Origin of the sequence: Mesorhizobium sp. B2-7-3, from assembly GCF_006440715.1 — a bacterium.
GTDB classification, from domain to species: domain Bacteria; phylum Pseudomonadota; class Alphaproteobacteria; order Rhizobiales; family Rhizobiaceae; genus Mesorhizobium; species Mesorhizobium australicum.
Genome location: NZ_VFTY01000021.1, coordinates 32,675 through 57,580, shown reverse-complemented (window position 1 = coordinate 57,580; position 24,906 = coordinate 32,675). Strand labels below are relative to the sequence as shown.

Below are 24,906 nucleotides of genomic sequence, written 5' to 3'. Positions count from 1 at the left end.
GACTATCTTGTATGCCGTCTTCATGTCGCCCTGGTCGACCAGTTCGCGCGACAGCACCCGGCGTTCGACCCACCAGGCATCCGGATCGACCAGGGAGTCACGGTCCGCCGGCGCCTTCATGACAACCGCCGCGGCGCCCGCAAAATCCTGCTGCTTGCGCAGATACTCGGCCTGCGCGAAGAAATAGCCGGCCGAACGCTGCGCCGCCGGCACGGCCTTCAGCAGTTTGGCGGCATTCTTGTCGCCCCTGTCGGCCGCCGCCCAGGCGTCGGCAAGCTGCTGGGCGCCGGCGAGGCCGGCGACACGCAAGGCGGAATTCACCCGGTCGGCATAGAACATGCGCTCCATGCGAAAACGGTGGTCGGCGGCAGGAACAAGGCTGCCGAACTCCTTGATCAGAGCCGTCTCGTCCTTGGCTTCCAGGATCGCGGTGCGCCAGAACGGCGACAGCACCGATCGCGCCGCCTTGGCGTTGCCGGACGACACATAGGCGCGCGCGAGAACCATCACGCCTTCGAATGTCTGCGGCTGGCTGCCGTCGAATGCCTTGACGACGACATCCGCCGCCGGGTTTTCGCGGTAGAGCGCGCGCTCGCTGTTCTTGCGCAGGGTAACGGTGCCCGGCCAGTTGGGCAGCATCTTCGCGGCCGCCGCGATGTCGCCGCTTGGAACCTTGTCTCCGCCGTAAAGCGCGATCGCCCAAGCCAATATGTGCTGGTCGAGCGATTGTGCGGGCAGTGCATCACGCACGCCGCGCGCGCCGGCAATATCGCCGGCCGCCAGCGCATCCAGCCCACTTTTCAACTGTGCAACGCTGGGTGAGGGGGCCTGTTGCGCCTTGTCCTGTACACCAGGCACCGGGATGGCCGAGGTGACCCGCACATCGACGCTGCCGCTGATCGCCACGCCGGGCATCAGCGCGGCGACGGCGCCAAGCAGCGCGAAGAGATGGGGCCGACTGGTCGGCATGATCGCGTGTCTTTCCTTAATCCAGCATTTTACCAGCGGGCGAAGAAGCCTTGAAGCCTAAACTTAGGTCGTGAAGGGCTCGTAAACAAAGGGTTATCGAGGCCGTTCGAATTACGCTTGCTGGCACCATGGCAATGCTTGCCGCGCAACAATGTCGAGACTATGGTGCGCGGCTTCGCTTTCGGTTAGAAGGCGCGCACCACGAAACACCGATGCATGGCGCCCAAAGTGGATACCGGTTTTGGGACAGCGACATGCGTGAACCGAGAAGTCCCAAGGAGTTGGACGACATGCTGAGAGGCTCGCTTACCGCGCTCGTGACACCGTTCGAAAAGAGCGGGCGTTTCGACGAGAAAGCCTTTCGCGCGTTCGTCGACTGGCAGCTTGGCGAGGGCACGACAGGCCTGGTTCCTGTCGGCACAACGGGCGAGTCGCCTACGCTGTCGCATGACGAGCATCGCCACGTCGTCAAGATCTGCATCGAGGTGGCCAAGGGCCGCGCCCCGGTGGTTGCCGGTGCCGGTTCCAACAACACCGAGGAAGCCGTCGGGCTCGTGCAGTATGCCGAAAAGGCCGGCGCCGATGCTGCCCTGGTCGTAACGCCCTATTACAACAAGCCGACACAGCGCGGCCTCTACGAGCATTTTGCCGCTGTCGCCCGGGCGACCAAGCTGCCGATCATCATCTACAACATCCCGCCGCGCTCGGTCATCGACATGATGCCGGAGACGATGGGCCGGCTGGCGCACGACTTCAAGAACATCGTCGGCGTCAAGGACGCCACCGGCAAGGTCGAGCGCGTGTCGGAGCAGCGCATGACCTGTGGCAAGGATTTTATCCAGCTTTCGGGTGAGGACGCTTCCGCGCTCGGTTTCAACGCGCATGGTGGTGTCGGCTGCATCTCAGTGACCTCGAACGTCGCGCCGCGGCTCTGCGCCGAATTCCAGGAAGCAACGCTTTCGGGCGACAGTGCGAAGGCGCTGGAGCTGCAGGACCGTCTCTTGCCGCTGCACAAGGCGATCTTTATCGAGCCCGGCGTATCCGGCGCGAAATATGCACTGTCGAAGCTGGGCAAGGTCGAGAACGTGCTGCGTTCGCCGCTGGTGACTGTCGAGCCGGCAACGGCCGAGAGGATCGATGCGGCCATGAAGCACGCCGGCTTGATCAATTAGCGAGCCCGTTTGGGAAGTCTGCTCCCGCGGTCATCTGAAGGCGCCACCTGCGCTTCCGGTGTTCCCGTACTATATGTACGCTCCGCTCCGGTTCTCGGTAGCACCATCATCTGACTCGCGGGAGCGAGTTTCGAAACGGACTCTAGACCTCATGAACCAAGTCAGAAAAGCCGATCCCAACAACAAGACCGTTGCCGAAAACCGCAAGGCGCGGTTTTCCTATGAGGTGCTCGACACGATCGAGGCCGGCCTTGTGCTGACCGGAACCGAGGTCAAGTCGCTGCGTCAGGGCCAGGCCAACATCCAGGACAGCTATGCCTCGGTCGAAGGCGGCGAGATCTGGCTGATCAATTCCTATCTGCCCGAATATCTGCAGGCCAACCGCTTCAACCACGAGCCGCGCCGCCGCCGCAAACTGCTGCTCAACAAGCGCGAAATGGCCAAGCTGTCGCAGAGCGTGGACCGCGAAGGCATGACGCTGGTGCCGCTGAAAATCTATTTCAACGACCAGGGACGCGCCAAGCTGCTGCTTGCCGTCGGCCGCGGCAAGAAACTGCACGACAAGCGCGAGACCGAAAAGCAACGCGACTGGTCGCGCGAAAAAGGCCGGCTGCTGAAGGAGCGCGGGTGATCGGGAGATAGCCTGCAAAGCCAACGGTCTGGTTTTCAACGCCGAACAACCGGCAAGTCCAACAGGGGTGGTCTTGAAGAAGCGGATTGTTCTCTGGGGCGCGGCCAGTCTTGCTCTGGCATGTGTCATCGCTGTGGGGGGAGTGGCCTATTTCCGCACCTACTCTCCCGACCGCGACCGATATCCGGTCAGAGGCATCGACGTCTCCCATCATCAGGGCCGGATCGACTGGCGGCGTGTTGCCGCCGATGATGTGGCTTTCGTCGTCATCAAGGCGACTGAAGGCGGCGACCATGTCGACGACGCCTTCGCCGGCAATCTGCGCGAGGCCCGCGCCGCCGGACTCGCCGTCGGCGCCTATCATTTCTTCACCTTCTGCCGGCCGGGCGCCGACCAGGCGAGGAATTTCATCTCGGTGGTGCCGCACGATCAGCCGCTGCTGCCGCCCGTGGTCGACATCGAGTTCGGCGGCAACTGTCCGCGGCGCCCGTCGCCCGAACAGTTGAATGCCGAACTCCACGCCTTCCTCGGACCTGTCGAGGCGGCATTCGGCAAGCCGGCGATCGTCTATCTTACGGATGAAGCCGAGGCCGCTTATGCCGGGCAAATCGCCGCTCGCCCACTCTGGCTACGCTCACTGCTCATGGAACCGGACCGCCCTGACTGGATCTACTGGCAGTACCACAATAGGGGGCGCGTGAACGGCATCGAGGGGGACGTCGATCTGAACATTTTGCAGGGCGGGCCGGAGAAGTTGGCGGCGCTGCTCGCCTCCACACCTTGATGAACAGGCCCGATCCGATGCCGGTCCCGTTCTTCGGCAGCCTGCCATGCCCCCAAACCATTCACGATCCAGCTGATGTCGAGACAGCCAGACTTTCCCTGGTGCTGCGTCGACCCATCGCCGAATAACCCATTCCGGCGGCCATGATGGCGATGGCCACGCATTGAATAGCCAGCGGGGTCTCGCCAAGCACGACCATGCCGACCATCACGGTGGCGACCGGCACACCCGGCAGGAACAATGATGCAGCCTGTGAGCCCAATCGGTCAACAATGTAAGTGTAGAGGAACATTGCGGCAGCGCCCGCGAGAAGACCTTGAATGACGATCTGGCTGGCGATTTCGGCGCCTGCGGCGGCATGGAGGCCGCTTGGCGCCAAGACATAAAGAAGTGGCAGCGGCAGGCAGGACAAAAGCACGACGCTCGCGGTCGCCGTGACCGGGTCGACACGCCATCGCTGCACAAGAACGGCATATGTGGAAAACATCGCGCCCGATCCGATAAACAGCAGGTCCCCGAACAGGACATCGCTGGCGCCGGTGCGCGCCGGCGCTATGAACAGCAACAAGCCGGCGATGATCGTGACGACGCCAATGATCCGCCGACGCGACGCGCTTTCCCTGAACAGCGACAATAGGAACGAGAAGAACACGATCGAGGCCGGGCAGAGCGCCGCGGCATGGGCGGCGGGCGCGTGGGTTAGACCCCAGTTGATGATCAGCGGATAGGGCAATCCGGCCAGTGCAGCCAACGTCAGTCCACGCCGCCAGCCCAGCGCCTTCATGGTCGCCAGGCCGCGCCTCCAGACGATCGGCAGGAACACCGCGCCGGCACCGGCAAAGCGCAGGCTGGCCATGTCGGTGGCCGTCAGATGCTCCCTGAGGCTGAAGCGGGCGGCGACGAACTGCGCTGCATAGATGGCGATCATGACAAGGCCGGCGATCACCGCCAGTCTTGTGTCTCCCGTGTCTCGTCCGTCCGCCATGTCAGTTCCGCCGCATGTTCATGTCGCCAGGAGGAGACAGCCCTCGACCTTGCGATGAAGCGCAGCCTATGGTCGAAATGATCGCGACAAAATACGCTGTTTTTTAGAATTTGAAGTGTAATTCACGCAAATAGGAGGGCTTGAACGTGAATCCTGAACCAGTTGACCTGGACGCCGTCGACCGCAGTCTTCTGCGACTGCTGCAGGAAGATGGGCGCCGCACCACGCTCGACCTGGCAGCGCGCGTCGGCCTGTCACCAACCGGGGCCAGCCAGCGCGTGAAACGCCTGTTTCGCGACGGGTTCATCACCGCCGTCAGGGCGGTGCTCAATCCGGCAAAGATTGGCCGCGGCATGCTTGTCTTCATCGAGGTGCGGCTCGATCACGCGGCCCCGCATATCTTTGACCGCTTCGCCGAGGCGGTGGCAAAGGCGCCCGAGGTTCTGGAATGCCACATGGTCGTCGGCGGCTTCGACTATCTCGTGAAGGCCCGCATTGCCGAGATGGCCGACTATCAGGACTTTCTCAAACGCGTCATCCTGCCGCTGCCGGGGGTGAAGGAGACACATACCTATGCCTCGATCGGCGACGTGAAGCCGGATGCCTTGCTGCCGGTGTGAGCAGGCACCGCAGACCGCGCGGTATCCGAGAGCTCAGTTCTTCAGGAATGCCGCGATCTCGCCAAATACCCTGACGAACATGTCTTCGGTCAACACACCGGTATTGGTGTTGTAGCGCGAGCAATGGTAGCTCGAAAACAGCATGATGCCGCCGGCTTCCAACTGGCCGCCATGTTTGAACGGATAGGCGGCGACGCGCCCGCCCAGTGCCCGCACGGTCGACTGGTGCGCGATCGATCCCAGCGCCAGCACGGCGCGCAGGTTGGGAAAGCGAGCGATCGTCGGCACCAGGAATGTCCGGCAGGTAGCGATCTCGGCACCGACCGGCTTGTTCTCCGGCGGCACGCAGCGCACCGCGTTGGTGATCGCCGTGCCGAGGAGTTCCAGCCCATCATCGGGCCGCGCCTTGAACTCGCCGCGTGCGAAGTTGTGGGCAATCAGTGTCGAATAGAGCAGGTCGCCGGCATAGTCGCCGGTAAAGGGGCGCCCGGTGCGGTTGGCGCCGCGCAGGCCAGGCGCCAGACCAACGATCAGAAGCTGGACGGTATCTTCGCCGCCCAGTGGCAGGAAGGTCGGCACCGGCGCGTTGAACCATGACGGCTCGCGCTGCCGCCATTCGGCGATGAAATCATGCAGCCGCGGGCAGAGCGGGCAATCGCGGCTGGGTTCGGAAAGCGAAGGGGCGGTCAAGTCGACCGGCCTCAGTAGTCGTCCTCGTCGACTTCAGCCGGTTCGGGCCGCCGTGCCGGTCGTTCGGAGGGATCGCGGCCGACTTCGTTCTTCAGCGTCGCCAGGTCGATGAAATGGTCGGCCTGCCGGCGCAGGTCGTCTGAGATCATCGGAGGTTGCGAGGCCATGGTCGAGACGATCGACACCTTGCGGCCACGCCGTTGCAGCGCTTCGACCAGCGTTCGGAAATCACCGTCTCCGGAGAATATGACATAGTGGTCGACGACATCGGCGAGTTCCAGGGCATCGACGGTAAGCTCGATGTCCATGTTGCCCTTGATCTTGCGGCGGCCCGTCGAGTCGGTGAATTCCTTGGCCGGCTTGGTGACCACCTTGAACCCGTTATAGTCGAGCCAGTCGATCAGTGGCCGGATCGAGGAGTATTCCTGGTCCTCCACCAGCGCGGTGTAATAATAGGCGCGCAACAGGTAACCGCGCTTGTGGAAGCTCGCCAGGAGCTTGCGATAGTCGATGTCGAACCCGAGCGCGCGCGATGTGGCGTAGAGATTGGCGCCGTCGATGAACAGGGCGATTTTTTCACGAGGGTCGAACATGGAAATAATCCTTTTCGAAAAAACGGCCGTCTAAACGAAATGCGGTAGCGACTATCGGTCAGGCTCTAATAACCGGCCGACCTTGGACCAATCGAGATAACGCCAGTTTGGTGGCAATCCAAGGGCATGTGGCGCACTGCAAGCAATTGTGATCGTGGCGCCGAACCCTGGACCCGGCTGCTTTGCTAGATCGGGAGTTCGATATTGAGATTGAGTGCCCTGTGGGCCCGCATTGCCATGATGCTTGTATTTTGGCGCCGTTCGGGTTATGGACCGCGCCTGTTTTCCATCAAATCCAGGCATGAAAGGGGCAGTCCATGGCCCGCGTAACCGTTGAAGATTGCATCGACAAGGTCGACAACCGCTTCGAGCTGGTGCTTCTGGCCGGCCACCGCGCCCGTCAGATCAGCCAGGGCGCGCAGATCACCGTCCCGCGCGACAACGACAAGAACCCCGTCATCGCACTGCGCGAGATCGCCGACGAGACGCTGTCGCCCGATGATCTCAAGGAAGATCTGATCCATTCGCTGCAGAAGCATGTCGAGGTCGACGAGCCCGAAGCCGATGGCGAAGTGATCGCCGATCAGACCGGCGGCGCTGTTGCGGCCGCCGAAGCCGACCACGCCGAGGAGAACGTCACCTTCGACCGGATGACCGAGGAAGATCTCCTGGCTGGCATCGAAGGCCTGGTGCCCCCGGAAAAGAGCGACGACTACTAAGCCCTCCGTTCCGGCGGTCGCTGGAACAATCTTCCGGCACTTCCGTCCCGGCGGTTTCGTGGCTATCTAGTACCAACTGTCGCAAATACCAGATGCAGCTTTGGCCGCACTTGGCATAATGCGTGAATCTGGTATTTGCGACAGTTGGTACCGGCATGCGCCGTACAACAGTGCGGCGCATGATTCATTTCATCGCCGAGAGATTTAGCCCATGATGCGTCAGTATGAGCTTGTCGAGCGCGTCCAGCGCTACAAGCCTGACGTCAACGAGGCGTTGCTCAACAAGGCCTATGTCTACGCCATGCAGAAGCATGGTCACCAGAAGCGCGCTTCCGGCGATCCCTATTTCTCGCATCCGCTCGAAGTCGCCGCCATCCTCACCGAGATGCACATGGACGAGGCGACCATCGCCGTCGCCCTGCTGCACGATACCATCGAGGACACGACGGCGACGCGGGCCGAGATCGACGATCTGTTCGGCCCCGAAATGGGCAAGCTGGTCGAGGGCCTGACCAAGCTCAAGAAGCTCGACCTCGTCTCCAAGAAGGCCGAGCAGGCGGAGAACCTGCGCAAGCTTTTGCTGGCGATCTCGGAAGATGTTCGCGTGCTGCTGGTCAAGCTCGCCGACCGTTTGCACAACATGCGCACCCTCGATCACATGCCCGAGGCCAAACGCCTGCGCATCGCCGAGGAGACGATGGATATCTACGCGCCGCTGGCCGGGCGCATGGGCATGCAAGGCATGCGCGAGGAGCTGGAAGAGATCGCCTTCCGCTTCATCAATCCGGAAGCCTACCGGGCCGTCACCGCGCGGCTCGCCGAGATATTCGAGCGCAACAAGGGCGTGCTGACCGACATTGAAAAGGCGCTGTCGGCCCTGTTTGAAAAGCACGCCATCAACGCCGGCGTGAAGAGCCGGCAGAAGAAGCCTTGGTCGGTGTTCCGCAAGATGGAGGCCAAGGCGCTGTCCTTCGAGCAGCTGTCCGACATTTTCGGCTTCCGTGTTGTCGTTGACAGCGTCGAGGACTGCTATCGCGCGCTGGGTGCCATCCACACCACTTGGTCGATGGTGCCCGGCCGTTTCAAGGATTACATCTCGACCCCGAAGCAGAACGACTACCGTTCGATCCACACCACCATCGTCGGGCCTTCGCGCCAGCGCGTCGAACTGCAGATCCGCACCCGCGAGATGAACAAGATCGCCGAATACGGCGTCGCCGCCCATTCGATCTACAAGGACACCGGCGGCAAGACGAACGGCGCCGGCCATGCGATCTCGAAGGAGACCAACGCCTACGCTTGGCTGCGCCGTACCATCGAGCAGTTGGCCGAGGGCGACAATCCCGAGGATTTTCTCGAGAACACCAAGCTGGAGCTGTTCCAGGACCAGGTGTTCTGCTTCACGCCGAAAGGCATGCTGATTGCCTTGCCGCGCGGCGCCACGCCGATCGATTTCGCCTATGCGGTCCACACCGATGTCGGCGATACCTGCGTCGGCGCCAAGGTCAATGGCCGCATCATGCCGCTGATGACGGAACTGAAGAATGGCGACGAGGTCGAGATCATCCGCTCCAAAGCGCAGGTGCCACCAGCCGCATGGGAATCGGTCGTCGTCACCGGCAAGGCGCGCGCCGCCATCCGCCGCGCCACCAAGAATGCGATCCGCAAGCAGTATTCTGGCCTTGGCGCGCGTATCCTGGAGCGTGCCTTCGAACGAGCCGGCAAGACCTTCACCAAGGAAAGCCTGAAGCCCGTGCTGCACAGGCTGGCACGCAAGGACATCGAGGATGTGCTGGCATCCGTGGGGCGCGGCGAACTGGCCTCAACCGATGTCATGAAGGCGGTGTTCCCCGACTACAAGGACGAGCGCGTCACGCCGGCAGCGCCCAAGCAGCGCGAGGAGGGCTGGTCGAAGATCCGCAACGCCGCAGGCATGCTGTTCCAGATACCTGGCCGGGCCGCGCGCAAGGACAAGGACCAGCCAGGCGCCGGCGCCGTGCCGATCCGCGGCGTGCGCGGCGACCTGCCGGTGCGCTTCGCGCCGGAAGGCGCGGTCCCTGGCGATCGTATCGTCGGCATCGTCCAGCCGGGCACCGGCATCACCATCTACCCGATCCAGTCTCCGGCGCTGCAGGCCTTCGACGATCAGCCGGAGCGCTGGATCGACGTGCGCTGGGACATCGACGAGCGCACCAAGGAACGGTTCCCCGCGCGCGTCTCGGTCACCGCCATCAACGCGCCGGGTTCGCTTGCCGATATCGCCCAGGTCGTTGCCTCCAACGACGCCAACATCCATACGCTGTCGATGGTGCGCACCGCGCCCGATTTCACCGAAATGCTGATCGACCTCGAAGTCTGGGACCTGAAGCATCTCAACCGGCTGCTGTCGCAGCTCAAGGACAATTCGAGCGTCAGCGATGCGCGGCGCGTCAATGGCTAGCGATAGCCGACCATGGGGGACGAGATGAATACCGACGAAGTGCTGGACATATTCCGTGAGGCTGGCGCTGTTCTGGAGGGTCATTTTATCCTGACGTCGGGCCTGCGCAGTCCAGTTTTCCTGCAGAAGGCACGCGTCTTCATGCATGCCGACAAGACCGAGCGGCTGTGCAAGGCGCTGGCCAAGAAGATCCGCGCCGCCGTGCCAGGCAAGATCGACTATGTCGTCGGGCCGGCGATCGGCGGCCTGATCCCGGCATACGAAACCTCGCGCCACCTTGGCGTGCCGGCGATCTGGGTGGAGCGGGAAGGGGGCGAGTTCCGCCTGCGCCGCTTCGAGATCGATCGAGGCGCCCGCGTCGTCATCGTCGAGGACATCGTCACCACCGGTCTGTCGATCCGCGAAACCATTGATTGCCTGCGCGACGTTGGCGCAGAGGTGGTCGCGGCCGCCTGCATCATCGACCGTTCGGCCGGCAAGACCCATGTCGGTGTGCCGTTGATCGCGCTTGCCGAATATGAAGTTCCAGCCTACCCGCCGGACAGGTTGCCGCCGGAGCTTGCCGCCATCCCGGCCATCAAGCCGGGCAGCCGCAACATCTGACGAGGAGGTCGAAATGATCGCCGGCATCGACCATTTCGTGCTGACGGTCCGCTCGGTTGAAGCGACCTGCGACTTCTACCGGCGCGTGCTTGGCATGCGGCGCCTGGATCAGCCGAACCGGCCGACAGCGCTTCTGTTCGGTTCGCAGAAGATCAACCTGCACGAAGTCGGCCGCACTTTCGAGCCAAAGGCGAGGACGCCGACGCCGGGTTCTGGCGATTTCTGCCTAGTGTCGGCGGTGCCTCTCGCCGAAATCCAGGCCGGCCTCGCGGCCGACGGCGTTGCCATCGAAGTCGGTCCGGTTGAGCGCATCGGCGCGCGAGGACCTATGATGTCGGTCTATTTCCGCGATCCCGACGACAATCTGGTCGAGGTCAGCGAATATCTGAAGTAGGCACCGCGCCGGAAGGATATCGTCTCGGCCCCGGATGGTGACCTTGTCGAAGCCGGCCGGAACCCCTGGCCGCAAATCGGTCATCCGGCTGCGACAATTAGCCGAAACCACTTCTCAAATTCGCCGCGATTGTCCGATGTGGAGAAGATGGATCTGACCAAAAATCTGGCGCTGCGGACGCTGAGCGTACGGCCTTCGGTTGTTGTTGGGCTTGCGGATGGCTATATCAAAGTCGCGATTGCCTTCTGGCGACCGTAAAGCGCAAGATGTGGCGGTCGCAGCCTGGCTGGAAACAGCCGGCGTGTAAGCTGTGAACTGTCGGGAATAGGAAGAGAGTGCTTTTTCGTCGCCGCAAGCCTGATGGCCTTTTCGAGCGGGTGCGTACCTATCTGTGGCCGCGCCGTTCGTTTTCGCGCTCGCTTCAATATTTCTCCAAGCGCATTCTGCGGCTGAAGGCCACCCCGCATGCGGTGGCGGCCGGCGTCGCCGCGGGTGTCTTTGCTTCGTTCTTCCCCGTCGGTTTCCACTTCATCATTGCCGCCGTTCTGTGTTGGGTGATCGCCGGCAATCTGGTGGCCGCCGCTCTGGGAGCCGTATTCTTCGGCAATCCGCTGACTTTTCCGCTCTTGTGGGGCGCATCCTGGGAAACCGGCAAGCTCATCCTGCACGATCGCCTGCCGACACACGGTCCGCCGGCGCATCTGGGCGAGATGCTGCACACGCTGTCCTTCGCCAAACTATGGCATCCCGTCCTGGAGCCGATGCTGATCGGCGCGGTGCCGCTCGGGCTGGTGTTCGGCCTGGTGTTCTACGGCATCACGCGCTGGGGCATGAATGTCTTCCGCGAACAGCGGCGCAAGCGGCTGGCCGAGCGCGCGAGACGCCGTGAGCATTCGCCTCATCCCGGCGGAAGCGTCGGTTCCGCCGCCCAATGATCATCGGCATCGGCAGCGACCTGATCGACATCACACGCATCGAGAAATCGCTTGAGCGTCACGGCCAGCGCTTCATCCAGAGGATCTACACCGAGGTGGAACAGGCGCGTTCGGAGAACCGGCGCGCCCGCGCAGCTTCCTACGCCAAGCGCTTTGCCGCCAAGGAGGCGTGCGCCAAGGCACTGGGCACTGGTCTGGCACAAGGGGTCTTCTGGCGTGACATGGGTGTCGTCAACCTGCCCAGCGGTGCGCCGACGATGGCGCTGACCGGCGGGGCGCTGGCGCGGCTGGAAAAGATCCTGCCTCAAGGTCATCGGGCGGCGATCCACCTCACCATCACGGATGATTTCCCGCTCGCTCAAGCCTTTGTGATCATAGAGGCGTTACCGGTCGAAGAAGCGCCACATTGATTGCATCTGACGACCGGCATGGACGTTGCCCAGCGCGCGCCGAGACTCTATACCATCCAACGCACAATCGAGGACGACATGAGCGTGGCTGAAAAATCTCAGAAGAAATCCGGTGGGCTTGGCGAAACCGTCAGCGTCATCGTCCAGGCGCTTTTGCTCGCCCTGGTCATTCGCACGCTGCTGTTCCAACCGTTCTCGATCCCGTCGGGCTCGATGCGGCCGACGCTTCTGGAAGGCGACTATCTGTTCGTCACCAAATGGTCCTACGGCTATTCACGCTATTCGCTGCCTTTTGGACCGGACATTTTCTCGGGCCGCATCTGGGGCTCCGAGCCCAAGCGTGGCGACGTGGTGGTGTTCAAGTTCCCGCCTGATCCGTCCGTCGACTACATCAAGCGCGTCATCGGCCTGCCCGGCGACAAGATCCAGATGAAGGATGGCCAAGTCTTCATCAATGGCGTTGGCGTGCCGCGCGTCAAGACCGGCCAGATCGACAATCCCGACATCACGGAAAAGGATTATCCGATCGACGTCTATCGCGAGACGCTGCCCGATGGTGTCAGCTACGACACGCTCGACCTGTCGCCGAACTCGATTGGCGACAACACCCGCGAATTCGACGTGCCCCCCGGCCACTATTTCATGATGGGCGACAACAGGGACAATTCCGCCGACAGCCGTTTCACCGTCGGTTATGTTCCGGCCGAGAACCTGGTCGGCCGCGCCAACCTTGTCTTCTTCTCGATCGCCGGCAAGGCTAGCCCGCTCGAAATCTGGAAATGGCCGTCGCTGATGCGCGCTTCGCGCCTGTTCCACTTCGTCAACTGATGGCCTTGAAGCGCCCGACAGGCGAGACTCTGGCCGGTTTGGTGATGGCCAGGACCGGCCATGTTTTCAGGGACATCCGCTTACTTGAGACCGCCTTGACGCATTCCAGCGCGGTCAAGGCGGCAAGCAACAATCAGCGTCTTGAATTCCTTGGCGACCGCGTGCTTGGTCTTGTCGTCGCCGATATGCTTTTCGAGAAATTCCCTGATGCACCGGAAGGTGAAATCGCGCCCCGTTTCAATGCGCTGGTCGATGCAAAGACATGCTCGGAAGTCGGCATCGAGATGCAGCTGGAGAATCTGGTCCGGGCCGACGCCGCCTTGAAGACGCGATCGCGCGGCTCCGGCGGAAATTATCTGGCTGATGCCGTCGAAGCCCTAATCGCGGCAGTTTATCTCGATGGTGGTATCGACGCCGCGCGGCGGTTCGTTCTGCGTTATTGGGAGCCACGTTCGAGCACGGTTGTGACGAAGCCACGTAATCCGAAATCCGATTTGCAGGAATGGATTGCCAAGACGAGTGACGCGCGCCCCGAATATGTGATCGAAAAACGCGAAGGGCCCGACCATCAGCCGGTCTTCACTATTTCTTTGCAGGTTAGCGGCTTTGCACCTTCCATCGGTACCGGCGGCTCCCGCAGGGCGGCCGAAGAAGCGGCGGCTTCGGCATTTCTCGTGCGCGAAGGCGTGTGGGCCAATAAAGGGAGCGCGGCATGACCGCCGAAGACACCGCAGCCGCTCCCGTCACGCACTCCGGCTTCGTCGCGCTGATCGGCGCGCCTAACGCGGGCAAGTCGACACTGGTCAACCAGCTGGTCGGCGCCAAGGTCTCGATCGTCACCCATAAGGTGCAGACGACACGCGCCATCGTGCGCGGCATCGCCACGCACGACAACGCGCAGATCGTCTTTGTCGACACACCGGGCATCTTCAAGCCCAAGCGGCGGCTCGACACCGCGATGGTGACCACCGCCTGGGGAGGCGCCAAGGACGCCGACATCGTGCTGCTGCTGATCGACGCCGAGCGCGGCATCAGGGGCGATGCTGATGCCATCCTCGAACGGCTGAAGGACGTGCGCCAACCGATGGTGCTGATTCTCAACAAGGTCGATCGGGTCAAGCACGAGGCGTTGCTGGCCCTGTCTGCCGCAGCGAACGAGAAAGTGCCGTTCCAGCGCACCTTCATGGTCTCCGCGCTGACCGGTTCCGGCTGCAAGGACCTCCTCGACTATCTGGCGCAGGCGCTGCCGGCCGGCCCCTGGTATTATCCGGAGGACCAGATTTCGGACCTGCCGATGCGCCAGCTGGCGGCCGAGATCACCCGCGAAAAACTCTATCTCAGGCTGCATCAGGAATTGCCCTATTCCTCGCACATCGAAACTGAGAAATGGGAAGAGAAAAAGGACGGCTCGGTGCGCATCGACCAGACCATCTTTGTCGAGCGCGACAGCCAGAAAAAGATCGTGCTCGGCCACAAGGGCGAGACCATCCGCGCCATCGGGCAGGCCGCGCGGATGGAAATATCAGGCATACTGGAACAGAAGGTGCACCTGTTCCTGTTCGTGAAAGTGCGCGAGAACTGGGGCGATGATCCCGAGCGCTACCGCGAGATGGGGCTGGAGTTCCCCCGCTAAGGCCGAAAAATCCTGGCGCGTCATCGCGCGGTGCTGGCCGACCACAAGCATTGGGCGTGAGGCTAATGCATGTCGCCCCGAAGCGTCCTCGGTTCCGGGACAACGACAAAATCAGAAGCTTACAGCAGGTCGGCGAATCCGATTCGCCGCGACGTGCTGTAGAGCACGTCGCGGTTTTACGCGAACCGCGAACGGCTCCCGGGTGGCGGAAAGCAGGCCAAAGCGAAACGCCGGCTCCACCATGCGGCCTGCGATTGGCGCGAGACCAACTCAGATTCTTGGCAAGCCGCCAACGAAGCGGCGACGCGTGCTGAGGCCGGCTTTCCGCGCCGTGATCTGGATCTGCTGATGGTGTTGTTTTCGCGCCGACAGCGATACGAGGACAGAAATCACAAATTTCTCAATTTATTTTAGATTTAGAGTTTAAAAGACCGCAATTCATAGAGTAAACTGGGTATATGCAGAAGGATACACTTAATTATTACAAAAATATGACGATGTTCCATTTGTGCCATTTTAAATTCAAGCAAGCTCTCATTAGTGTTATTTGTGCAACACGTATTTAATCTGTGGCGAGAATCCAGCGCATTTATGGAATTGTCATTGAAGGTGGACGATTGGTGGGTATGTTCGCCGCGAAAAGGGGACGCGGTGCGGGCCTTTTTCATTGTGGGGGTGAGGCGGGAAAACATATCGCCAGCCACAATTCAGAAGCCATTTTTTCAAACTTGACTGGAGAGGTCAGAAAATGAACATCAAGAGCCTCCTTCTCGGCTCAGCCGCGGCTTTGATCGCGGTGTCCGGCGCGCGCGCCGCGGACGCGGTTGTCGTCGCCGAACCGGAACCGGCCGAATACGTCAAGATCTGCGACGTCTACGGCGCCGGCTATTTCTACATCCCGGGCACCGAGACCTGCCTGCGCATCGGCGGCTATCTCCGCTATGACATCGGCGTCGGCGATTCCGGCACGCTGGATGGCGTCAACAACGTTGGCGATCACATGGACGGTGGAAACCACGACACCTACTACAAGAACATGCGCTTCACGCTGAGGACGTATACCGGCCAGGAAACCGAACTCGGCACGTTGAAGACCTTCACCGAGACCCGCTTCCAGTTCGGCAACTCCTCGGGCGACTATGATGGAAGCTCCTCGACCTCCTGGCAGGCCGGCAACAAAACCACCAGCCTCAACTTCGCCTGGATACAGCTCGGTGGCCTGCGCGTCGGTAAGGATGAAACTGCATACGACCAGTTCATCGGTTACGCGGGCAACGTCATCCAGGACACGATCATCCCGTACGGCGTCAAGGACACCAATGTCGTCCAGTACTATTTCGACGCTGGCAGCGGCTTCACGGGCGTGGTCTCGCTCGAAGAAGGCACGGGCGTCAACACCATCGACAGCTATGTTCCGCATGTCGTCGGCGGCTTGAAGTACAAGGGCGACTGGGGCGCGATCACCGGTGTTGTCGCCTATGACAGCAACTACGAGGAAGTGGCCGGCAAGGTTCGCCTGGATGTCAACGTCAGCAAGGAACTGTCGCTGTTCATCATGGGCGGCTACGGCACCGACGACAACCTCACAGACGACGCACACAATGCCATCGACGTACATGGCCGCAGCCAGTACAAGCCGTGGGGCGGCAACTGGGCCGTCTGGGGCGGCGGTACCTACAAGTTCAACGAGAAGACCTCGTTCAACGTCCAGGCTTCGGCTGACGACGACAAGAACTATGCTCTCGCCGCGAACGTCGCATACACCATCGTCCCGGGCTTCACGGTCACGACCGAAGTCGACTGGGATCACTACGGCAATTTCGGCAATCCATCCATCTACGGCAACTGGTCCAAGGCCGACAAGAAGGACAGCGTCGGCGGCATCGTCCGCTTCCAGCGCAACTTCTAACGGATCGACTGACCTCACCAACCGCCCGCAGCACATTGCTGCGGGCGGCTTTTTTATGCCTCGTTGCGAGAGCCGGCACAGGCGCCAGACCCATACCTTGATTTCGCCACCCGATCGGTGAAAAGCTCCTGATATGGAATGGCGCGACGAGGGAATCATTCTCGGCACTCGCAGGCATGGCGAAACCAGCGCCATTCTCGAGGTGATGACGCGCGCCCATGGCCGCCATCTCGGCCTCGTGCGCGGTGGCCGCTCGCGCAAGCAGCAGCCCGTTCTCCAGCCAGGCAATCGTGTCGATCTCTTGTGGCGCGCGCGCCTCGACGAGCACCTGGGCACTTTCCAGGCCGAAGCCATCGAGATGAACGCCGCCCGGCTGATGGACAGTGCCATTGCCGTCTACGGCCTTCAGACGATGGCGGCGCATCTGCGCCTGCTGCCCGAGCGCGATGCCCATGGTGGCCTCTACGAGGCGCTTTCGGTGATGATCGTTCATCTCGACGACGCAGATGCCGCCGGCGAACTGGTGGCGCGCTTCGAGCTTCTGATTCTCGATGAACTCGGCTTTGGCCTTGATCTCAGCCAATGCGCCGCCACCGGCACGAGGCAGGATCTGGCCTATGTCTCGCCTAAGTCTGGGCGCGCGGTGTCGCGTGAAGCCGGGGCGCCGTGGCACGACAAGATGCTGGTGCTGCCCGCCTTCCTGCGGCGCGGCTCCGGCCAGCGCGCCAATCATGCGGCGATCGCGGACGCCTTCCGCCTGACCGGCTTCTTCTTCACCCGTCACGTCTACGAGCCGCGTGGCATCGATCAGCCCGATGCACGCGCCGGCTTTCTGGCCGCACTGCGCAAGCACCATGCAATGCAGAAGCCCATCGCTGGAGAGTGCGCGGCCAGAGAAATCATCCTATGAGCGAAGTCGAACTCTATCCGGGCCGGCTCTCGCCGCTCGGCCTCGGCACCATTCCTCATGCCGACATCCTGAAATACACCGGCTTGGAATTGCTGCAGCGAATCGTCGACGGCAAATACCCGGCACCACCGATCTCCTTCCAGCTCAGCTTCGCGTTGACCGAAGTATCGGAAGGTCGCGCCGTGTTCCGGGGCGTGCCGAACGAACGCCACCTCAACCCGCTGGGCGGCGTTCACGGCGGCTGGGCGGCGACGCTGCTCGATTCAGCGTTGGCGTGCGCGGTGCAGACCCTGCTCGACAAGGGCGAGGCTTACACGACTGCGGAGTTCAAGGTGAACCTGACGCGGCCAATCACGCCCAGGACCGGTGAGGTTGTCTGCGAAGGCAAGGTGGTTCACAAGGGCCGCACGCTTGCCGTTTCGGAAGCGACGCTGAAGGATGCCGGCGGCAAGCTGCTGGCTTTCGGTACCGAGACATGTTCGATATTTCCAGCCGCCAATCTGGCGGCACGTTGAATTTTCAGCCGTTTAGCCGCCGTATTTCAATGTCAGTGACATGAAGCGTCAGTGAAAACTGGCCTGGTTTGGGGGAACCGCCATGTTTGAGAGCCTGATCGGCCTCGTCGCCATCATTGCCTTGTTCGTCATCATTTCGCGTCAGCAGGGCCGCATTGGTCTGATCGAGCGCGAACTTGGCGCACTGCGCAACCTCGTGCTTTCGGGCGCGGTATCGCCCACGGTCAAGCCGTCGGAACTGGAGGCGGCGCAGGGCAGGGCCGACACGGCTCCGGTGGCCAGGCCTGCCGACATCGCCCCGGCAGCAACCGGCGAGCCGGCCCCCGCGCTACAGGCCACGGAGGCGGAAATCCCGGCCGGAGGGCCCGGCCCTTGGAGCGCCCCCGAGATCACACCGAAAACGCCAGAGGTCGCGCCGGCCGCGGTCGCCAAAGCCGCTCGCCAGTCCGACGTTGAAACCGCGCTCGGCACGCGTTGGGCGGTCTGGGTCGGCGGCATTGCGCTGGCTCTGGGCGGCTTGTTCCTGATCCGCTACACCATCGAGGCCGGCATTTTCGGACCCGGCGTGCGGCTCACCATGGCGGCGGTGCTCGGGTTGGTGCTGATCGCCGGCGGCGAGTTCATTCGCCGCACCGGCTTCAAGGTACCGGTGCAAGGTATTGCCGGCGCCTATATTCCGGCGATCCTGACCGCGGCCGGCGCCTTCATCCTGTTCGGCACCGTCTATGCCGCCCATGGCATTTACGGCTTTATCGGCCCGGCGCTTGCCTTCACGCTGCTCGGTGCGATCGGCGTTGCGACCATTGCCGCCGCTCTCGTCCATGGCCAGGCGCTGGCCGGCATCGGTCTCGTCGGCGCCATGGTGACGCCGGTGCTGATCGCTTCGCAGGCGCCCAATCCGTGGGCGTTGTTCGGCTATCTCGCCATCGTGCTCGCCGCCACTGGCGTGATCGCCCGCATGCGCGACTGGAAGACGCTGATGGCGGCCGCTTTTTTCGGTACCGGCGTCTGGACCATCCTCTACATGACCGACGCACCGGGCGCGAACTTCTCCGCCATACTGCTCATCGACGCTGTAACGCTGGCTGTGCTTGCCCTTGTCTGGCTGAGCAGTCGTGGCGGCGAGACCGGACTAGCAGGGACTTTCGACTGGCCATCCATCGTGCCTGGACTGTTCGTCGCCTTCTCGGCGCTTGGCCTCTCGGTTGACCCGGTCTTCGCCGCTGCCGGTGATGCTTTGCCGGGCGCGGTGCTGCTTGTCGTGATGATAGCGGTCGCGCTCTACCGCCCACTGGCGCTGCCACTGCTTTATGGCGCGGGACTGGTGACGGTGCTGATCTATCTCGGCATCATCCCGCCAACGTCTATCGCTTCCGACTTTTCGGGCGGCGCTTTGGGTGTTGATGGGGTGCCCTTGGCCACCGCTGACGCGCTGAGCTTGCGTATCGGTATTGGTCTCGGTCTTGTTTTCGTCGCCGCTGGTTTGTGGGCCGCGCGCCGCTTCGCCGCCACGGCGCAGATCCGAGCAGCCTCTTGGGCTGCATGGGGTGTCATCGTGCCGCTGATCGTCCTGCTGGCGCTCTGGTTCACGTTCGGCAATCTCGACCGCGACTTTGTCTATGCCGCCGTCGCGGCCCTGCTGGTCCTGGTCTTCGCCGCCGGCGGCGAGTGGATCGCGCGGGCTGAGGAACCGCCGCACAAGGGGGGAGCCGCAGTGTCGTTTGTTTTGGGCGGCGCGGCAGTCGCCGGCCTCCTGATGCTGCATATGGCTTTTGATTCCGGTTGGACCACCATCCTGCTTGGTGCCGCCGCGATCGTGCCGGCGCTCGCCACGCGCTGGCGCTCCTATCCTGTGCTCGGCTGGATTTCGGTCGCCGCTGTCATCGCGGTGCTTGGCCGCGCCGCCTTCGATCCGACGATCGTCGGATCCGAATTCCTGGCGACGACGCCGGTCTTCAACTGGTTGCTGCCGGGCTACGGCGTGCCGGCGCTCGCCTTCGGCTTCGCGGCCTGGCAACTCGCCCGCACCACCGATGGCCGTCCACGCCTGGCCATGGAAGCGGCGGCGGCACTGTTTGCGCTGCTGACGCTCGCCATGCTGGTGCGTCACGCAATGCATGGCGGCGTCATCAACAGCGATGCGCCGACGCTCGCCGAACAGGCGATCTACACGCTGATCGCCGTCGGTGCCGGCGCCATCCTGATCGCCATCGACAGGCGCTCGCCAAGCTCGGTGCTGCGCTATGGTTCGATGGCGGTGGGCGTGCTCTCGGCCGCCTTCATCGTCATCCAGCATTTTCTGGTGCTCAATCCGTTGTTCACGGACGAATCGACCGGCCGGATACCAGTCTTCAACCTCTTGTTCCTCGCCTATCTCCTGCCGGCCGTCGCCGCCGGTGGTCTGGCGCTCTATAGCAGGGGCAAGCGGCCGAAATGGTATTCGGCCATGCTGGCGCTGATGGCGGCGCTGCTTGCCTTCGCCTATGCCACGCTTTCGGTCAGGCGCCTGTTCAAGGGCGAGTTCATCGGCATGTGGAGCGGCCTTGGGCAGTTGGAGACCTATACCTATTCGGCGCTCTGGCTGGTTATCGGCGTGGCGCTGCTCACGGCTGGCGTCTGGCTGAAATCGCAGGTGCTGCGCATCGCCTCCGCCGCGCTGATCGCGGTGGCCGTCCTGAAAGTCTTCCTGTTCGACATGTCGGAACTGGAAGGTGTGCTCAGGGCGCTGTCCTTTATCGGGCTCGGCGCCGTTCTGATCGGCATCGGCCTGTTCTACCAGCGGCTGCTGACGCGGGCGGCAAAGGAGAAATTGCCGGCCGGCGAACAATAATAGCCGGAATTCAACACTGCGCGGGAATAAACCGGCATCCGCCGGCGTTATCTCATTGTTGGGTGACCGAAGCGGTGGACCGCTTCGCGCTGGCTGTTTGCGCCGTGCCGGGAAGGCGCGTTCTATCGGATCAACAAGGGCGACCTCAGAACCAGCGGTCATGGACGAAAAAAAGGCAGCAATCCTTGGTGAAATACCGCGCCTGCGCCGCTACGCACGCTCGCTTCTGCGCGGCCGTGATGCTGCCGACGACCTCGTTCAGGACTGCCTCGAGCGTGCGCTGTTGCGGCTCGACAACTGGCAGACGGGAGAAAGCCCCAGGAGGTGGCTGTTTACGATCATGCATCATTTGTTCATCGACCAGATGCGCAAGGTGAACCGCCGCGGCGAAGCGGCGATGCTGCCGCTGGAGGCGGGCGAGGCGGTTGCCCAGCCGCCCGAACAGTTGGAGGGCATCGCTTCGCGCGAGATCATCGACGCGTTGCAGGCGCTCAGCCCCGATCGCCGCGCGGCCATCGTCATGGTTGCCATAGAAGGCTTTTCCTATGCCGAGGCTGCCAACATTCTGGGTGTTCCCGCCGGCACGCTGATGTCGCGCATCGCGCGGGGGCGTGAGGAATTGCGTGGGCTGCTGGACGACACAGCGCGCCGCCGCGCCATAAGGATCGTCGAGAAATGATCCGCCGCGATTTTTCCGAACGGGACATCCATATGGCGCTCGACGGCGAACTGCCGGCCGATGAGCGCGCCGCCTACGATGCCTGGCTCGACGCCAATCCCGAGATGAAGGCCAGGAGCGCCCGCTTCACCGCCGACCGGGAGGCGTTGCGCTCGGCCTTCGCCGGCGTGCTGGACGAGGTGGTGCCAGTGCGCTTGCGCAAGGTGGTGCTCGGTGAAGCGCCTGTTAAGGCAGCAGTGCCACGCTCACGCTGGTGGCTTGCCGCCGCCGCGGCCGTGCTTCTCGCCACGGGCGGATTTGGCGGCTACTTTGCGGGTATCGGAGGGATCGGGCAGGAGGATCCGGCGGAGGATCAGCTCGCCGAACAAGCGATCGCCGCCCATGTCATTTATGCCGCCGAGAAGCGGCACGCGGTGGAAGTGCCGGCCAGCGACAAGGATCATCTGCAGACCTGGCTGTCCAGTCGGGTCGGCCTGAAACTGGTGGCACCGGACCTGAGCGCGAACGGCTTCCAACTGGTTGGCGGCCGGTTGCTGCCGGCGGGGGAAAGCAAGGCCGCGATGCTGCTCTACGAAGACGACAAGGGCGAGCGCATATCCCTCTTCGTGACGGCGGAATCGACCGAGAATGCCAAGGGCACCTATGCTTCGGCGCAGGACGGTCCGCAGGCCGTCTACTGGCTGGATAAAGGCTATGGCTGTGCCGTCGTTGGTTCGCTGCCGCGCGAGCAGTTGGCGGCCGTGGCCAAGAGCGCGTATGGCCAGCTTCTGGCCGGTCTCTCCAGCTGAGCCGGCTGCGATCTTGCGCGGTCGGCTGGCATGAAAACAGCGATTCCGTTCAAAGCTTGTCAGCTTCCCTGCCGTCGCGGAAAGTGTCACAATTCGGCCCTAATCAAGGAGCGATAGCGCTTGATGAATACCGGCGCTTCGGCCGGTGTTTGCGACGCTTTTCGACCGGGGACGTTGCCGCAACGCGATCGAGGTTTTCTCAAGCCGCATGCCTGCCGAGATCCGCACGGCCCGCGCGTCTGACGTCGATGACCTCGCCGCCATCGAGAAAGCTGTATTCTCGAGCGACCGCATTTCCCGCCGCTCCTTCCGCCTGTTCATCGAGCGCGAGACCGCCGAGACGCTGGTCGCCGAAATCGATGGCCGAGTCGGCGGTTATGCGATCGTGCTGTTTCGCAAGGGCAGTGGGGTAGCACGGCTTTATTCGATCGCCGTCGGACCGTTTTTCGGCGGGCTCGGCATAGGCCGGCAATTGCTGGCCGCGGCAGAAGAGGCAGCCTTCGAACACGACCGCATGATGCTGCGTCTCGAAGTGCGCGAGGACAATGGCCGTGCCATCAGCATCTATGAACAGGCCGGCTACCGCAAGATTGGCCGCGAGCCCGGTTATTACGAGGACGGCGCGACGGCACTGCGCTATGAAAAAACCCTGCGCGGCGACCTTCCGGTCGCCACCAGGGTGCCATTCTATCAGCAGACCTGCGAGTTCACCTGCGGTCCATGCTGCCTGATGATGGCCATGGCCAATTTCGATCGTGGCTTCGTGCCCGACCCGGTGATGGAAATCCGACTCTGGCGCGAGGCGACGACCGTCTTCATGATGTCAGGACCGGGCGGCTGCGAACCATTCGGCCTGGCTGTCTCGGGCTACGAAAGCGGGCTTGCGGCGGAGATTTACGTTTCCTTCTACGGCGCATTGTTCCTGCAGTCGGTGCGTAGCGAGGACAAGCGCCGGGTCATGGAACTGGCACAGGTCGACTTTCGCCGCCGCGCGGAACTTTACGGCATCCCGGTGAATTACCGTCCATTCACCATCGACGATATCAGGGCGGCTCTCGCCGGGGGCAAACTGGTGCTGGTGCTGATCAGCGGCTTCCTGATGTTCGGCAAGAAGGTGCCGCACTGGGTGCTGGCCATCGGCGATGATGGCGATCATATTCTGATCCACGATCCGTGGGTCGAGGATGAAAGGCAGGAAACCATCCTTGATGCCGCCAACATTCCCGTGCCTTACGGCATCTTCATGAACATGGCGCAGTTCGGCCGCGACGGACTGCGTGCCGCCATCACTTTGGGAAAGAGATAATGACCTGGGTCATTCTTACCGGCAGGCAGAGCGATCTCGACCAGGTGGCGACGCCGCACAAGATCATCACCAATCGCGACTATCTCGCGCATCCCTCGCTGTTTCGCGGTCAGCGGCCTAAGGTCATCAACCTGTCGAACAACTACGGCTATCAGAGCCGCGGCTACTATGCCTCGCTGCTGGCGAGTTCGCGCGGCCACAAGGTCATCCCGACCGTGGAGACGATGATCGACCTGTCGGAGCGCAAGCTCTACGAGCACGCCTTGCCGGAACTGGAACTGGCGCTCAACAAATGCCGCAAGGATCTCGGCGGTGTATTTCCGGCGAAGGTCTGCATCTTCTTCGGCATCGGCCCGTCCAAGGTCTGGGACCGTTTCGCCAAGCTGTTGTTCGACTGGTTCCGGGCGCCGGCGCTCGAAGTCCATATCAAGGACAGCGCCGAATGGGCTTCGATCCGCAAGGTCGGCTTCCACCCGCTGGCTCGGATGACGGAGGACGAGGAAAAAAGCTTCATCCAGTGCCTGGAGACCTACACCAACCGCGAGTGGCGCGACACCAAGGGCCGCACGCCGGCGCGCTACACCTTCGCCACGCTGGTCGATCCGCATGAGGAATTGCCGCCTTCGGAAATCTCTTCGCTGCGCTACTGGGCCAAGATCGCCGAAAAGATGGGGGTCGAAATCGAGCCGATCACCAGAAAAGATCTGGCCAAGCTCGCGAATTACGATGCACTGTTCATCCGCGAGACCACCTCGATCTCCAACCATACTTACCGCTTCGCTCGCCGCGCCCAGCAGGAAGGCATGCCGGTCATCGACGACCCGCTGTCCATGATCCGCTGCACCAACAAGGTCTATCTCAACGAACTGATGGCCTACAACAAGGTGCCGGTGCCGCCGACGGTGATGATCGCCGGCACCTCTGACCTCGAACTGGCCGCACAGACGCTGGGTTTTCCCCTAGTGTTGAAGATCCCCGATTCGTCCTTCTCGCGCGGCGTCAAGAAATGCGAGACCCTGGAGGAACTGACGCGGCTCGCGACCGAATGGCTGGAGGATTCCGACCTTCTCATCGCGCAGAAATTCATCCCGACCGAATATGACTGGCGTGTCGGCGTGCTCGGTGGCCAGCCGCTGTTTGCCGTGCACTATCTGATGGCCAAGAAACATTGGCAGATCGTCAACCACAAGGCCAATGGCAAGCCCGACCAGGGCGGCATCAAGACCTTCACGCTGAAGGAGACGCCGGCCCATGTCGTCGAGACCGCCGTCAAGGCGGCGCGCTGCATCGGCGACGGCCTCTACGGCGTCGACCTCAAGGAGACCAAGGACGGCGTCTTCGTCATCGAGGTCAACGACAATCCAAACCTCGATCACGGCTGGGAAGATTCCGGCGAGAAGGACGAGGTCTGGGTGCGGCTGACGCAGTGGTTCCTGGAGCGGCTCGACCGGCCGGGGCGGTAATCATCCGAGGGGAAATATGCAGTTCATCGTCATTGAGGATTTCACCGGCTGCGACCGCAAGGAAATCTACCGCCGGTTCCGCGCGACCGCGGCCGCCTGA

The 24,906-nt window shown here is 62.4% G+C and carries 24 protein-coding genes and 1 pseudogene; 21 read left to right on the top strand and 4 right to left on the bottom strand.

Features of this window, described 5'->3' with window-relative positions; all coding sequences use genetic code 11:
- Window positions 1–969 (bottom strand): annotated as a pseudogene (locus FJW04_RS29575) (lytic transglycosylase domain-containing protein); the annotation flags it as partial.
- A gap of 290 nt (window positions 970–1,259) precedes the next feature.
- On the opposite strand from FJW04_RS29575, the gene dapA reads away from it, so the two are divergent.
- From dapA to FJW04_RS29560, 3 genes are all read left to right on the top strand, one after another.
- Window positions 1,260–2,141, top strand: a complete 882-nt coding sequence (dapA, locus tag FJW04_RS29570; protein WP_015318586.1) for a 4-hydroxy-tetrahydrodipicolinate synthase — start codon at window positions 1,260–1,262, stop codon at window positions 2,139–2,141.
- A 151-nt stretch (window positions 2,142–2,292) separates the two neighbouring features.
- Window positions 2,293–2,772, top strand: coding sequence for an SsrA-binding protein SmpB (gene smpB, locus FJW04_RS29565; protein ID WP_006202221.1), 480 nt, complete (start codon window positions 2,293–2,295; stop codon window positions 2,770–2,772).
- A gap of 73 nt (window positions 2,773–2,845) precedes the next feature.
- Complete coding sequence (locus tag FJW04_RS29560; protein WP_140718328.1) at window positions 2,846–3,556, top strand: GH25 family lysozyme; 711 nt, start codon at window positions 2,846–2,848, stop codon at window positions 3,554–3,556.
- Between the two features lie 61 nt (window positions 3,557–3,617).
- On the opposite strand, the gene FJW04_RS29555 is transcribed toward FJW04_RS29560, so the two are convergent.
- Entirely contained in the window at window positions 3,618–4,541 is a 924-nt protein-coding gene (locus tag FJW04_RS29555; protein WP_140718326.1) for a DMT family transporter, read from the bottom strand.
- Between the two features lie 146 nt (window positions 4,542–4,687).
- Here FJW04_RS29555 and FJW04_RS29550 point away from each other — a divergent pair, with 146 nt between their 5' ends.
- Complete coding sequence (locus FJW04_RS29550) at window positions 4,688–5,161, top strand: Lrp/AsnC ligand binding domain-containing protein (RefSeq protein ID WP_015318584.1); 474 nt, start codon at window positions 4,688–4,690, stop codon at window positions 5,159–5,161.
- 33 nt (window positions 5,162–5,194) lie between these two features.
- Here the strand turns inward: FJW04_RS29550 and FJW04_RS29545 are convergent, their stop codons facing one another.
- Together FJW04_RS29545 and FJW04_RS29540 are read right to left on the bottom strand one after the other, a co-directional pair.
- Window positions 5,195–5,851: a uracil-DNA glycosylase gene (locus FJW04_RS29545; protein ID WP_140663089.1), complete on the bottom strand. Its 657-nt coding sequence runs from the start codon at window positions 5,849–5,851 to the stop codon at window positions 5,195–5,197.
- Window positions 5,852–5,862: 11 nt separating this feature from the next.
- Window positions 5,863–6,444, bottom strand: coding sequence for an NYN domain-containing protein (locus FJW04_RS29540; RefSeq protein WP_015318582.1), 582 nt, complete (start codon window positions 6,442–6,444; stop codon window positions 5,863–5,865).
- Between the two features lie 317 nt (window positions 6,445–6,761).
- On the opposite strand from FJW04_RS29540, the gene rpoZ reads away from it, so the two are divergent.
- From rpoZ to FJW04_RS29455, 17 genes are all read left to right on the top strand, one after another.
- Window positions 6,762–7,163, top strand: coding sequence for a DNA-directed RNA polymerase subunit omega (rpoZ, locus tag FJW04_RS29535; RefSeq protein WP_140718324.1), 402 nt, complete (start codon window positions 6,762–6,764; stop codon window positions 7,161–7,163).
- Window positions 7,164–7,374: 211 nt separating this feature from the next.
- Window positions 7,375–9,603, top strand: a complete 2,229-nt coding sequence (locus FJW04_RS29530; protein WP_140718322.1) for a bifunctional (p)ppGpp synthetase/guanosine-3',5'-bis(diphosphate) 3'-pyrophosphohydrolase — start codon at window positions 7,375–7,377, stop codon at window positions 9,601–9,603.
- A gap of 24 nt (window positions 9,604–9,627) precedes the next feature.
- Window positions 9,628–10,206, top strand: coding sequence for an orotate phosphoribosyltransferase (gene pyrE, locus FJW04_RS29525; protein WP_023771628.1), 579 nt, complete (start codon window positions 9,628–9,630; stop codon window positions 10,204–10,206).
- A 13-nt stretch (window positions 10,207–10,219) separates the two neighbouring features.
- Window positions 10,220–10,600, top strand: coding sequence for a VOC family protein (locus FJW04_RS29520; protein ID WP_015318578.1), 381 nt, complete (start codon window positions 10,220–10,222; stop codon window positions 10,598–10,600).
- Between the two features lie 335 nt (window positions 10,601–10,935).
- On the top strand, window positions 10,936–11,535 hold the full coding sequence (locus FJW04_RS29515; protein WP_015318577.1) for a DUF2062 domain-containing protein: 600 nt from the start codon (window positions 10,936–10,938) through the stop codon (window positions 11,533–11,535).
- The gene (gene acpS, locus FJW04_RS29510; RefSeq protein ID WP_015318576.1) at window positions 11,532–11,945 is read left to right on the top strand and encodes a holo-ACP synthase; all 414 of its coding nucleotides are present in this window, start codon (window positions 11,532–11,534) and stop codon (window positions 11,943–11,945) included. Before FJW04_RS29515 ends, acpS begins: the two co-directional genes overlap by 4 nt.
- 78 nt (window positions 11,946–12,023) lie before the next feature.
- Window positions 12,024–12,773 (top strand): signal peptidase I, encoded by a 750-nt coding sequence (lepB, locus tag FJW04_RS29505; protein ID WP_027144187.1) that lies wholly within the window; start codon window positions 12,024–12,026, stop codon window positions 12,771–12,773.
- Window positions 12,773–13,489, top strand: a complete 717-nt coding sequence (gene rnc / locus FJW04_RS29500) for a ribonuclease III (RefSeq protein ID WP_140718348.1) — start codon at window positions 12,773–12,775, stop codon at window positions 13,487–13,489. The genes lepB and rnc overlap by 1 nt, the downstream gene beginning before the upstream one ends.
- The gene (gene era / locus FJW04_RS29495) at window positions 13,486–14,406 is read left to right on the top strand and encodes a GTPase Era (protein ID WP_015318573.1); all 921 of its coding nucleotides are present in this window, start codon (window positions 13,486–13,488) and stop codon (window positions 14,404–14,406) included. The genes rnc and era overlap by 4 nt, the downstream gene beginning before the upstream one ends.
- 748 nt (window positions 14,407–15,154) lie before the next feature.
- On the top strand, window positions 15,155–16,315 hold the full coding sequence (locus FJW04_RS29490) for a porin (protein WP_140618485.1): 1,161 nt from the start codon (window positions 15,155–15,157) through the stop codon (window positions 16,313–16,315).
- Between the two features lie 133 nt (window positions 16,316–16,448).
- Window positions 16,449–17,225: a DNA repair protein RecO gene (recO, locus tag FJW04_RS29485; protein ID WP_140718320.1), complete on the top strand. Its 777-nt coding sequence runs from the start codon at window positions 16,449–16,451 to the stop codon at window positions 17,223–17,225.
- Entirely contained in the window at window positions 17,222–17,740 is a 519-nt protein-coding gene (locus FJW04_RS29480) for a PaaI family thioesterase (RefSeq protein ID WP_140718318.1), read from the top strand. Before recO ends, FJW04_RS29480 begins: the two co-directional genes overlap by 4 nt.
- Window positions 17,741–17,822: 82 nt before the next feature.
- Window positions 17,823–20,570 carry a DUF2339 domain-containing protein gene (locus FJW04_RS29475; RefSeq protein WP_140718316.1) on the top strand — a complete coding sequence of 916 codons (2,748 nt, stop codon included), beginning with the start codon at window positions 17,823–17,825 and terminating at the stop codon, window positions 20,568–20,570.
- Window positions 20,571–20,730: 160 nt separating this feature from the next.
- A complete protein-coding gene (locus FJW04_RS29470) occupies window positions 20,731–21,249 on the top strand; it encodes an RNA polymerase sigma factor (protein ID WP_140618480.1) in 519 nt (172 codons plus the stop codon).
- Window positions 21,246–22,037: an anti-sigma factor gene (locus tag FJW04_RS29465; protein ID WP_140663082.1), complete on the top strand. Its 792-nt coding sequence runs from the start codon at window positions 21,246–21,248 to the stop codon at window positions 22,035–22,037. The genes FJW04_RS29470 and FJW04_RS29465 overlap by 4 nt, the downstream gene beginning before the upstream one ends.
- Before the next feature lie 208 nt (window positions 22,038–22,245).
- Window positions 22,246–23,343, top strand: a complete 1,098-nt coding sequence (locus tag FJW04_RS29460; RefSeq protein ID WP_140663080.1) for a peptidase C39 family protein — start codon at window positions 22,246–22,248, stop codon at window positions 23,341–23,343.
- Window positions 23,343–24,806 carry a RimK family protein gene (locus tag FJW04_RS29455; RefSeq protein WP_140663078.1) on the top strand — a complete coding sequence of 488 codons (1,464 nt, stop codon included), beginning with the start codon at window positions 23,343–23,345 and terminating at the stop codon, window positions 24,804–24,806. The genes FJW04_RS29460 and FJW04_RS29455 overlap by 1 nt, the downstream gene beginning before the upstream one ends.
- The last annotated feature ends 100 nt before the right edge of the window (window positions 24,807–24,906 follow it).